Origin of the sequence: Komagataeibacter rhaeticus (assembly GCF_011611525.1) — a bacterium.
In the GTDB taxonomy this organism is placed as follows: Bacteria; Pseudomonadota; Alphaproteobacteria; order Acetobacterales; family Acetobacteraceae; genus Komagataeibacter; species Komagataeibacter rhaeticus.
Map to the genome: position 1 here is coordinate 2,115,477 of NZ_CP050139.1, position 12,207 is coordinate 2,127,683.

Here is a 12,207-nt window from a genome sequence, read left to right on the forward strand (position 1 = left end):
CTTTTTTCAAAAAGGCGGCGTTCTTCTGAAGTTTTTTGAAAAAAGCTTCACCAGGAACTTCCGTTCCTTTTTAAAATATACTTACCCCGGCGCGTAATGCAGCATGAGCATGCCATGCACCTCATCCCAGCTGCCCGAGCGTGAATAGCCCCCCTCCACCCCCAGCCGCAGCGCGGGCGTAAGCTGGTAGACCGCGCGCGCCAGCACATTGCCCGCAAGCCCGCCGGTGGACTGGCCCGCGTAACGCTGCCCCGCCATAGCCCCGCCTTCTCCCAGCGGGAACATGGCCGTCGCGTGCTCGGTATAGTGCTGGTAGCCCGCTTCCCCCCTGAACAGCCATGTCCACCGCCCGGCATGCCCGTCATAGGTCAGCGGCACCAGGGCGGCCATGAACGCGTGCGGGGAGAAGTAGCCCCCCTGCCCCCATGTGAAGAAATACGTGTTGCGGCGATACCCGAAATAGACAAGGTCCAGCCCCAGCCGCAGGTGCTGCGCGTCCTGGCGGTGCCACAGCAGGCCGGAGCCCCCCGCGCCGGCCTCGGCTTCATGGTTGGCTACCGTATGCGTGCCCTGCATCACCGCGTAGCCGCCGCCTGCATACAGGTTGTAGCCCGGCTGCGCCCATTCCAGCTGCCCATGGCCCCGGTTGCGCGTCACCCCGCCCCACACCCGCCCCGTAGCGGGGTCGCGCGCGCCGGAATAGGCCAGCAGGCTGTCGGTCACCGCACGGCGTTCACCCGTCAGCCGCAGGGTCAGGCTGTGGGTCAGGTGCGGCGCAAGCTCAATCCCGCCCAGCACATTGGTCGTGGTAAAGCCCAGCGGGGTGGACCCGACGTCGGCCGCAACCCACCGCCACTGGTAATGCGCCGACAGCGCCACACCGGCCACGGCGGCGGGCACATGAAAGCCCGGACGCACGCCACCCGCCGCAACACTGCCGTACTGCTGCGCGGTGGCACCGGATGCCAGCGGATCGCCCGACATGAGCACGCTGGGCATGACGGAAAGGGCAAGCTGGTGCTGCGTGGAGGAAAACGGCACGATGGCCGTCATGGGAATGTTGACCACCGTCATGTGGCCCAGCCCCGGCTGGCCCGAACGGTCACGGATTTCCAGGTTGCCATCCGCCTGTGGCACCAGCGCGCGCTGAAGGTAGTCCGCCTGCCGGTCCAGCGCCTGCACGGGGGTCAGGGACGGGTCATAATGATAGACCTCCGGCATGCCGGCCCCCATGCCGGGCACGAAATTCGTGCCGATGTCTGGCCATTCATCCCCGGCATGCGCGCGGTAAGGGGCACAGCCCGCATCGATACGGGTGCCGTAGCCGGTGCTGTCATCCCCGTCATCGCGGGGGGTGCAGTCCAGCGCGCGGGCGCGTTGCACATCCGCCAGCCGACGGCGGTCACGGCCGTCCAGACCCGCGATCTCGGCCTGTATCTCCCATGTATCGCCCCATTGCGGATGCGTGGCCTGCAATGTGCGCGCCATGGCGCGCGCCGCCTGTTCGTGGCCGCTGGCCAGGCTGTCGCGTGCCAGCGCGGCCTGGGCCATCGTGTCATCGGGGCGGATGGCCAGCGCTTTTTGGTCATAGACTACCGCCTGCGCGGGCTGGCGCAGTGCGGCTTCCACCCGCCCGCGCGCCAGGAGCAGGTCGGCATCATCCGGGCCTTGCGCCAGCAGCGGGTCCAGCAGGCGGCGGGCCGCATCGGGGTGGCCGCCAATGTCATCACGGTCCGCCTGCGCAATGGCCAGGCTGCGCGTCATGTCACGCAGGTCACGCGCCTGCGTGGGGGTCAGCCGCCTGCCCCGCGCCACGGCGGGCAGCCCGTCCAGCACCTGCTGCGCCGCCACCGGGTCATCAATCTGCATGAACAGCCCCGCATAGGACAGGCTCTGGTTCACGCTGACATGCCCGGCACTGTCCGCCAGCGCGCGGTGCAGCACCCCGGCTGCGGCAGTGACCGGCGCGTGGCGTGTAAGCAGCGCATTCACCACCAGCCGCGCCTGCGTCCCTTCGGGATCGGGCACGACGGGCATGTGCTCCAGCATCGGGACAGCCTGCGCATCATCTGGCGGCAGGTGGCTGATCTGGTGCCACAGCCGCACCTGCGCCACGCCATCGGCCATCTGCGCGGTAATGTCCGCACGCGGCAGGCGCGCCAGCAGCGCATCGGCGCGCGGCATGTCCTGGTCCTGCAGCGCGAAGGCGAAGCAGACCTGCGTATCCTCGTCCGTTTTGGGTGGCAGGTTGCATAGCGGCGCCATAAGCGCACGCGCGCGCGTGGCCTGCCCCCGCGCCAGCCATAGCTGCGCCAGATGCAGCCGCAGCCAGCCGTTATGCGGGGCATCACGCAGGGCCTGTTCCAGCAGCAGGGCGCGCCGGGCCTGGTCGGGTTCGTTTTCGGCCATGGCCCCCAGCACACCGGCCTCCAGCCCCGTAACACCGGGATAATGCGCAGCCCGGAGCCGGGCGACCCAGCCTTCGGCCTCGGTAATCCGGCCTTCCTCGATCAAAACGTCGGACAGGGCGGCGGCGGCGGGCAGGTCACCGGGCACAAGCCGCAGCACCGCGCGCCATGCGGCTTCCGCGCGGGGCAGTTCGTGGCGTGCATGCGCGATGATGGCGCGCACCCGAAGGGTATCGGCAATCCTGCCGTGGTCCTTTTCCACGGCGGGCAGCATGGCCTGCGCCTCGTCATACTGGTGGCGGGCCACCAGCGCCCACAGGCGCGCAAGCTGCGGGTCGCCGCCGGGGGCGTCCAGCCCGGCCAGCGCATTGCGGATGCCCGCGTCATCCGGCGCCAGGGCGCGCGCCTGCTCCAGCCAGCGCCGCGCCGCCGGTATGTCGCCACGGCGCTGCGCCACCAGGCCCAGCCCCTCCAGCGCCTCGGGGCGGGGGGGATCGGTGCCCATGGAACTGCTGAAGTCGCGTTCCGCCTGTTCCAGTTCCCCATGCGCCAGCGCATGGTAGCCCGCCCCCACCAGCGCCAGACGGGCCGCCTGCGCGCGGGCGGCCTGTTCCGCCTTCAGGCGGCTGGCGATTTCCGTGTCATCGGGATGCAGGGCCAGCCATTCCTGATAATAGGGTTCCGCCTGCGGGTCGGCCCCCATCCATTCCAGCGTCCTGCGCCATGACTGCATCACCTCGCCCCGGATGAAATCCGGCGTGGTGGCGGCGGTGGCAAGCTGGCGCATGTCCTCAATGGCGTCCGGGCGGGTGGCGGGGCGGTAGCTCAGGGCCTGCGCAAGCGCCATGCGTATTTCCAGGTCATGGGGCAGCAGCGCGCCCAGCGCGCGCAGGCGCTGCGTCGCCTCGGTATAGCCCGACAGGGAGCCGGACAGGACCCGGTCATATTCCAGTTCCATGTCCGGCAGGGGGTGCGCGCCCTGAAACACCGCGCGATAGAGCAGCGTCGCCTGCAGCTTTTTGCCCGTATCGGCCGCGGAACGGGCATTTGCCAGCGCAGCAGGGTCGATGGGCGCCTGCCCGATCCAGCCGCGCAGGGCCGCGACCTGCGCCTGTGCCCCCGGCTGCGCCTGTAGCGCCTGCAACGTGGCACGCGCGCCCGCCATGTCGTTCTGGTGCACCTGCACGGCACCCAGCATCAGGCCGGCTTCAAGGTTATCCGGCTCGATGCGCAGCGCGCGCTGGAGGGCATGCAGGGCATGCATGTCGTCACCATGGTGGATCCAGAACGCCCCCTCCTCGATCTGTCCGTCAAGGATGGTCTCGGCATAGCGCAGCGGTGTCTGTGCCTCGGCCCGTGGCATGTACAGGCACAGCGCCCCGGCAAGGACAACGCCCCCCCACATCCGCGCGCGGACGGGCCGCCCCACGGGCATGAAGGCGCGACAGGGCATGGCAAACCCATCCGGCATGGTCCGTTTCCCTCTGTTACAGGTCGCCTGTCAGGTCATCGTTCAGGATGCGCCGCCGGCTGCGCGCGCCCAGCACCCGCATGGCGCATGACGTGCCGCACAGCGCGGCCAGCCCCCCAAGCCCGCACAGCAGCAGCGGATGGCCGCCCAGATACCAGTCCGGCAGCATCCACGCCGGCATGTTGCCCACGGTGTAGAGGCCGCCGGTGCGGTAACTGTCCAGACGCGCGCCATGGCGGATCACCATGTCCCCCTGGAATCGCGGCGTGTCGGCCGGGTCACGCAGGTCGCGCACCATGGCGGACAGCGCATCGGGCGTCCCCCCCAGCACCGCGACGACGGAACGCTGCGCGGCAAAGGGCGACTGCGCCGCCACCAGCGCGCCCTGCGTGAAGTCGCATGCGGGCACGTCACGGCCCTGCGTCACCCGCGCGCGCAGCCGCGCCAGCAGGGAGGGCGCGCGCACGCATCCCGCGCGCGCCAGGGCGGCCCGCCCGTTGCCCAGCCCGTCCAGTGTGGAAAGCAGCAGGATGTCACCCGTTACCGAGGCATCAACCGGCATGTCGGTGGCCCGGACCGTAACCCCGGTGGCGGGATAACGGCTGATCGCCCCGGCAAAGCCCATCATGTCCACGAATGCGCCCACAGTGCCATCGGCGGGATGGGGCGGCAGCAGCACGGTCGTCTCCGACAGGTCGGCCATACGGGAAAAGGGAAAGGCCGAGGCGGCGAACAGCGCCACATCCGGCAGGACCGCGAAATGCCGCGACTTGGAAAAATCGATGGTGGAGGACGGGTCCAGTTCCACCACCGCATCCGATGCGGCGGCGGCGGCATCCGTCATATGGCGGGGATGGACATCGAAATACAGCCGCAGTTCGTTGTGCCGCGCCATTTTCCACACCGGCAGTTCCAGATCGTGTTCCACCGGCGCACCGGGCGTGCGAAACGGGTTGAGCGACAGCGGCACCAGCGGATAGGAATGCAGGTAGGTCCCGTTCAGCGTGATGCTGACACGCGATTTCGCACGGTCCAGCACGCCGCCTTCGGGCGCGCTGATCTGAAGGCGCGCCATGAACGGCCTGGAACGCCATGAACGCAGGTCCGGTGGTAGTGAAAGCGCGATGTCAAGCGTGCCCGATGTCAGGCCACGGGTGCGCAGCGCCGCCGTGGAAACCAGTTCCCGCAGGGTCACGGGCCGGTCCGTGCGCACCACGCCGGGGGCATCATAGGGCTGGCGGGCGGGCGGATGCACGACGGGGGCCGCGGCAAAGGCCCCCGGCGCGTCATGTTCCGCCCCCAGCACCAGCGCCTGTGCCGCGGTCCTGACCTCGGCCGGGGTGCGGCCGGTCACCACCAGCACCGTGCCGAACCTGTCGTGCGGGTTGGGCATGACCGCCAGTGCCGGCCCCGCCGGCGCGCGCCCCCACGGCCCCGGCTGCCCCGGGGCAATGGCCACGGCACTGCCCTGATCGGGGGGGATGGCGGCCACGTTGAAATGGATGCCGCTTTCACGTGACTGCAAGCCAAGCCACGACGCCACCATGCCCGCCGCCTCCAGCTGCGCCGGATCACGCCCGCCGGGCAGCACGAAGGTGACCGCAGCCGTCCGCGCCGCATCGGGGTCCAGCACCGGATAGGGCAAGGCGGAGAGCAGCCGGTGCGGCACCAGGCCAACCGTGGTCAGCGTCAGGGTGGAACGGGGCGAGATCACGACCTGCACCCCCGGATCGCTGACCTGCGCCGCGCTGCCGTCCCGCCCGCGCGCATCGGGGCCGCAGGCGGGGGCGGACGGGTCGGCCGGCTGCGGGGCGCGCAGGAACAGGCGGAAATTGATCCTGTTGCGCGTATCAAGGAACATCGGGCTGAGCGGCAGGTCCACCGGCCCGAAAGCGCCATCGGCGGTGGGGCAGATCACGCCCGCGTCCTGGTTGTTGATGCTGACCGCAACCGCCACGCGGCCCGCGGCACCGCGCGCGGTGCCGGAAATGCCCAGACGGGCGGCGGTAATGATGATGTCCCGCCCCACGCCCGCGCTCAGGCCATGCAGCGGGGCGTTCGCGCGCAGGACCATGTCCTCCGTCCGGCCCATGTCCGCAAGGGTGCGCGTGCGGGTAACCGGCTGGTGTGAAACCTCGTCCACATCCGCGCTGGTCATATGGGCATTGTCAATCGCGTCAACGGACCCGTCGGCCACCACCGCCGGGCCGGCATCCGCCATGGCGGGGGCCGCCTGCGCGCGCGCGTCCATGGCCGGCAGCAGGAGCATGGCGGCAAGGACCAGCGCCGTGCCGATATCGCGCAGCACCACGGTGCGATCGGGCGGGATGACAAGCTGCTGGCGGGGCAGCGTTTCGTCCTGCGCTGCCGTTTTCCGCGCAACGGCGTGCGGCGTTTCATCCCGCACGCGCGGAGGGGGACGGAACAGCGCGCAGATGCTGGCCACCAGCAGGTACAGGCTGCGCAGCGGGCGGTCGGGCGGGAAGTCGGACCACCGCGCCCAGGCATCGTCGCGGCCAAAGACCAGCGCCACCACCTGCCGTTCCGACGCCAGCCCCGCAATGACCCATTGCAGGTGCAGCCGCCCGCCGCACCGGGCAATGATGGTCGCCCCCATCGTGGCCGGGCCGGAAGGCAGCGACCAGCGCAGCATGACCCGCCCCCCCGCCGCGCCCGGTACCGTGGCGGCGTCAAGCTGGCAGCCCCCCATCGACACGTCCACGCTGCGGCAGGCATGCACCTGGCCCTGCGCATCCACCAGTTCGAAGGGAAGGCTGGCGGCCACGCGGTGGCTGTGCCGGCGCTGGCGGGTCTCGCGCGCCGCCGCAACACCGCCCAGCACGATGATCAGGCTGAACAGCACCCATATCGAATTGACGGCCATGGCGCGGAACACAAGCGTTTCATGGTAATGGACAATCGCCGCCCAGATGCCGCTGACCAGCCCCACCGCCAGCACCACGGCCACGATCACGCCGGGATAGGACGCACGCCAGTCAAAGCGCTCCCGGTCCAGCAGGCCGCCCTTGTCCGTTACGTTGAAGCTGCCCTTGTGCGGCGCGATCATGGTCACGAACGTCATGCGCACCAGGAACGGCGCGAGCATGGATTCGTAAATCTCGCTCCAGAACGAATAACGCCACCGCCCCTGCAGGCGCGACATGGTCATGGTGGTATGGAACAGGTGCGGCAGGGCATAGACCGCCAGTTCATACGGCGATGCCGCGATCATGGTGACACCCAGGAACAGGTAGGCCAGCGGCGCCAGCAGGAACATCATGCGCGGTATGGCAAAGAAGTAGTTCGTGGCCGCCGCCATGTAGCAGATCCGCTGCGTCAGGCGCAGGCCACGGCCCAGCATGGGGTTGTCGATGCGCAGCATCTGGAACATGCCGCGCGCCCAGCGCACGCGCTGGCCGATCTGCAGCAGCAGGGTTTCCGTCTCCAGCCCGGCGGCAAGCGGTTCGCGCAGGTAACCCGTCCCCCACCCCTTGCGCTGCATGCGCAGGGCGGTGTGGGCGTCTTCCGTCACGGTTTCGGTGGCAAAACCGTTGATCGACACGATGGCCCTGCGCCGCAGCAGGGCGCATGACCCGCAGAAGAAGGTGGCGTTCCAGAAATCATTCCCGTCCTGCAGCAGGCCATAGAACAGGTTGCTTTCGGGCGGGACCTGCATGCCCCGGCTCATGTTGCGGCGGAAGGGATCGGGGGAATAGAAGTGATGCGGCGTCTGCAGCAGGGCCAGATTGGGGTCGGCCAGCATCCACCCCACGGTCTTTTTCAGGAAGCCGCGCACGGGCACATGGTCACAGTCAAAGATCGCGATGATGTCGCCGGACGTGACGCCTATGGCGTGGTTGAGGTTGCCCGCCTTGGCATGCACATTTTCCGCGCGGTTGATGTAGCCCGCCCCGACCTGCCCTGCGAAGTCACGGAACGCGCGCCGCCGCCCGTCATCCAGGATGTAGACGTTCAGCCTGTCTGCCGGCCAGTCCATGGACAGGCAGCCCAGCACCGTGGTGCGGACGATGGAAATGTCCTCGTTATAGGTCGGGACATACACATCGATGACCGGCCATGTGCCCTCATCTTCCGGCAGGGGGTGGATCTGCCGCCGCAGGGGCCAGGCCAGCTGGAAATACGTGAAGCCCACCCGGATGGTGGTATAGATTTCCCCCACCGCAAGCGCCAGGACCAGGCTGCCCTGCAGCACCCCGTCAAGGTCCAGGGTGGAGGTGAACCGCCACACCAGGTAACGCCCGGATACGACAATGGACAGCACCATCAGAAAGCAGCGCGACCACCGTTCGTCATGCCGCCGGACAAGGAAGAACAGGACCCCACCCCCCACCGCCACGAAGAACTGGTGGTCGGGGGTGAGATAGGTCAGGCTGACCACCGCCATCAGCAGGGCAAAGAGCGGGCCGGTGACGAAGGGAGACTTGAGAATACGCCAGATCATGGAAATTCGGGACGATACGCTGCAATTCAGTAGGCGATTTCAGGAACGGGACATTCGTTTCGGGCAGTCCCCGCAGTCCCGCACCCACAACCTGTGGTACAGGCAGCCACCCGTCCGCCATTACATGATGGTCATTTATAAAAAATCCTGATTTCCATCCGGCTTTTCAGAACAGAATGGATATATATTGTAATATAATGGTCAATTTTCCCCCTTATATTGGAAATATATCCCTGTCAATGCCCGCTTCCGGTCATCAACATTCCATTTTTCATCCGGTTTTCCGGGCGGGAAACGGGCCGGCCGCATAAGCGGCGGCGGGGCTTCCCTGATCACCGCGCGGGGACCTGCCTCCGGATGGGGCATATCGGGGGATGTTACGCGGAATTAATGTGCCCGTCCGTGCCGGGGGCACCGGATGACCCCGGGGGCCAGGGTGGCGGGGCCGGTGTGCGGGGGCCGGGATGAAGGCAGCGGGGCGGCGCGCAGGCCGCACCCCGGCCCCCGGTTCATGGTCAGTTCTGGTGCAGGTAGAATTCAACCGGAACGGTTAGCGTGATGGGGTCCCCCGGCACGCTGTCGGGCGGGGCGGGCAGCGGCTGGGCGCGGCGGGGCAGCGCCACGGCTTCCTGGTCCAGCATGGAATGGCCGGAACTGCTGGCCAGTTCGACCGAGATGACATGCCCCCTGCGGTCCATGGAGAACCGGACGGTGGGCACGCCTTCCTGCCGCGCGCCCATTGCGGCGGGGGGATAGCGCTTGAACTTTTCCAGCTGTGCCAGCAGGGCACCCTGCCATGTAAGCGGGTCATGCGCCGCGCGGGCCGAACTGGCACCCGGTGCCGGCGCGGCCTGTACTGGCGCGGGCGGCGCCTGGACGGACGGCGGCGCCGTGGTGGCATCGGCCGGTGGCGTCCTGTCGGGCACGGGTTTTTTCAGGTGCGGGACCGGCCTGGGCTTTCTTGCAGGCAGCCTGCGCTTTTCCTCCGGCGGTACCGGAACCGGCGGGTCGGGCACGGGGGCGGGCGGAGCCGTGACGCGGGGCGGCGGGTCCGGCTGCGGGTCGGGTATGGACAGGGTCTGCCGCGGGCCGGGGGGAACATCCGTTGGCGGCATCGGGGTGGCAGGGGGTTCGGGCGCCATGTCGATGGCAATGGCGGCGGGCGGCGGAGCGGGCGGCGCCACGGGCGGGGGCGGCAGGCGCATGACCCATGCCACGGCACCACCGGCCACCGCCAGAACCACGGCAAGGGACACCCCGCACCGGATGGCTTCCGCCCGCCGGGCCAGCCTTTCCTGCCCCTGCCGCCACTGCGCGAAGGGCGGCAGGGAACATGCCGGGCCGGTGGCCGTCATGGCGCGGCCCCCGCCCCGCCCGCGGTGGCGGGGTCGCGCCCTTCCTCCCGCCCCTGCAGGTTGACCAGCGCCACCCTGAGGTATCCGGCCGCGCGCAGCCTGTCCATCACGCCCATCAGCGTACCGTAATCCACTGTCCTGTCGGCCCGCAGGAAAATGCGTTCGTCCCTGTTGCCTTTCGTCGCCCCCTCCAGCGCGCCGGGCAGGGCATCCGGGGTGATGTCGTCCTCGCCCAGGGCCAGGCCGTGGTCGGCCTTTACGGTCAGGAACACCGGATCATCCGGGCGCGGGGCAGGTCTTTCGGCAGAGGACGGCAGGTCAACCGGCACGTTGACCGTGGCCAGCGGGGCCGTGACCATGAAGATGACAAGCAGCACCAGCATCACGTCAATGAACGGCGTAACGTTGATCTCGCTGGCCTCGTGCGGGTTGTCATCGGCATGGCGGATACGGATGGTCATGGCCGCCCCCTATTCCGCCGCGGCCAGGGCATCACGCGGCTGCGGGTCAAGACGCACGACGCTGCCCGCCGCCGCCGGCAGCCGCGCCCGCCCCAGATCGCGCGAGACCAGGCGCATCACCAGCGCGGTCAGGTCCGCCACCTGCGCGCGGCATGACGCCGCCTGACGGGCAAGGTGGTTGTAGATCACCACCGCCGGAATGGCGGCCACCAGCCCCAGGGCGGTTGCCAGCAGGGCCTCGGCAATGCCGGGGGCCACCACGGCCAGGCTGGTCGCCCGGCTTGCGGCAATGCCGGTAAAGGATGTCATGATGCCCCATACGGTACCGAACAGGCCGATGAACGGCGCGGTCGCCCCGATCGTGGCCAGCACGCCGGTGCCACGCAGCAACCGGCGCCCCTCGGCGGCTTCCAGCCGTTCCAGATGGAGCACGATGCGTTCCTTCAGGCCCTCGCCATCATCGGGAATATCGGCGGAGCAGCGGCGTTCGGTCTCGGCCGCCATGACCAGCGTGTGGGCGATGGAGGCATTGTCGCGGGTCCATTCCTCGCCCAGATCAAGGGTATTGGCCTGCTCCAGCGCCTGTTCGGCGCGGCGCAGCTTCAGCCGCACGCGCAGCAGTTCGACCGATTTGGCGATGAACAGGGTCCATGTCAGCACGGACGCCATGGCCAGCAGGGTCATGACGCAGCGGACCACGGGGCCAGCCCCCAGGAACATGGCCCAGGGAGAGAACGAAATCGGGGTCATGGCTGACCTTTCCTGACAGAAGGGTTGCGGGGCCAGGCGCGGACCGGGCCGGCATGGGGGGCGCGCGGCGGCACCACGGCCGCATCCGGGCCGCCTGCGGGCCGGCCCCGCCATGGCGCATCATGACCTGCGACCATGTCGCATCTCTGCTTGAAAGACAGCATCGGCAATCCGGTAATGCACGCGGCCAGAAGGAAGGGGACGGTAGTCGCTGGCCCCTGTTTACGGCAGGCCGGCGGTGGAGGGTACGGGGTGTCACGCGGACAGGTCAATCAATAATGAGTGTAAGAATGAATCGCAAATAAATTCTGCACGGTGTCCGCCCGTCCCGCTTCCCCATGGGCCGGGACAGGACGGCATGCCGCAGGCCACCGCCCCTTCTGCCGCAAAAGGACAGGAACAGGTCGGTTACGGCGCCACCCTGCCATCGGGCTGCCGGGCGGGTTCTGCGGGAAAGAGCGCGCGGCAGGCCCGCTTTGCCTTGCGGTGCCGGAAACGAAGCGGCTTGCGCCGCCCGCGACGGGATGCCGCCCCCGCTGAAAGCCCTTGCGGGGGGCCTGGGTCCCCTATAATCGGAAGGGAGTGCGCACAGGGGGTCGAATGGCGGATCAGGACAGGAAGCGGAAATTCTCAGGTCGGCCCGACAGCCGGATGTCGGAAGAACTGGATGCCCTGATCCTGAAAACCGCCACCCGCCTGTTTGGCGAACAGGGCTATGCCGCCACGTCGGTCGAACAGATCGCGGCCGTGGCCGGGGTGGGCAAGCAGACGATCTACCGGCGGCATCCCTCCAAGGAAAGCCTTTTCAAGACGGTCATTGCCGAACTGGGCAACAGCTTCCTGCGTGCCGCTTCCCCGTCCGCGGAGATGGTGTCCAGCGACCCGCTGCAAGCCCTGTACAAGACCATGCGGATGCTGCTTGACCTGATCCTCAGCCCCGAGACGCTGTCCCTGAGCCGCACCTTCATTGCGGAAGGATGGCGCTTCCCCGACCTGGTGAACCATGCGGGTGCCCATATCTTTGACCCGCTGGAAAAACTGACCTGCACGCTCCTGACCGCCGTCTCCCGGGCGGGGCTGCTGAAGGCGGGGTGCGACCTGGAGGAAACCAGCCAGATGCTGGCCACGCTCTGCCTTGGCGGCCCCCACCAGCAGGTGCTGTTCGGGCGCAGGGTGCTGCTGACGGCACAGGACCGGGACCACTACCTTGATCACGCCTGGCGCGCCTTCATGACGGGCATACTGGCCACACCCGCTCCCCCGCCGTCGGGCAACAGGGACCGCCGGTAACGGGCTGGCG

The 12,207-nt window shown here is 68.6% G+C and carries 6 protein-coding genes; 1 reads left to right on the plus strand and 5 read right to left on the minus strand.

Annotation, left to right across the window (positions count from 1 at the left end; all coding sequences use genetic code 11):
- Positions 1 to 81 precede the first annotated feature (81 nt).
- The 5 genes from GWK63_RS09645 to exbB all read right to left on the minus strand — a co-directional run bounded on the left by GWK63_RS09645 (position 82) and on the right by exbB (position 10,907).
- Positions 82 to 3,879, minus strand: a complete 3,798-nt coding sequence (locus tag GWK63_RS09645; RefSeq protein WP_112210046.1) for a cellulose synthase subunit BcsC-related outer membrane protein — start codon at positions 3,877 to 3,879, stop codon at positions 82 to 84.
- 16 nt (positions 3,880 to 3,895) lie between these two features.
- Positions 3,896 to 8,341 carry a UDP-forming cellulose synthase catalytic subunit gene (gene bcsA / locus GWK63_RS09650; RefSeq protein ID WP_099963199.1) on the minus strand — a complete coding sequence of 1,482 codons (4,446 nt, stop codon included), beginning with the start codon at positions 8,339 to 8,341 and terminating at the stop codon, positions 3,896 to 3,898.
- Positions 8,342 to 8,856: 515 nt separating this feature from the next.
- Positions 8,857 to 9,696, minus strand: coding sequence for an energy transducer TonB family protein (locus tag GWK63_RS09655; protein ID WP_099963198.1), 840 nt, complete (start codon positions 9,694 to 9,696; stop codon positions 8,857 to 8,859).
- Positions 9,693 to 10,157, minus strand: a complete 465-nt coding sequence (gene exbD / locus GWK63_RS09660; protein WP_039999988.1) for a TonB system transport protein ExbD — start codon at positions 10,155 to 10,157, stop codon at positions 9,693 to 9,695. The genes GWK63_RS09655 and exbD overlap by 4 nt, the downstream gene beginning before the upstream one ends.
- A gap of 9 nt (positions 10,158 to 10,166) precedes the next feature.
- Positions 10,167 to 10,907, minus strand: coding sequence for a tonB-system energizer ExbB (exbB, locus tag GWK63_RS09665; RefSeq protein ID WP_007400263.1), 741 nt, complete (start codon positions 10,905 to 10,907; stop codon positions 10,167 to 10,169).
- Between the two features lie 651 nt (positions 10,908 to 11,558).
- Here exbB and GWK63_RS09670 point away from each other — a divergent pair.
- Positions 11,559 to 12,197 carry a TetR/AcrR family transcriptional regulator gene (locus GWK63_RS09670; protein ID WP_007400262.1) on the plus strand — a complete coding sequence of 213 codons (639 nt, stop codon included), beginning with the start codon at positions 11,559 to 11,561 and terminating at the stop codon, positions 12,195 to 12,197.
- Positions 12,198 to 12,207 lie beyond the last annotated feature (10 nt).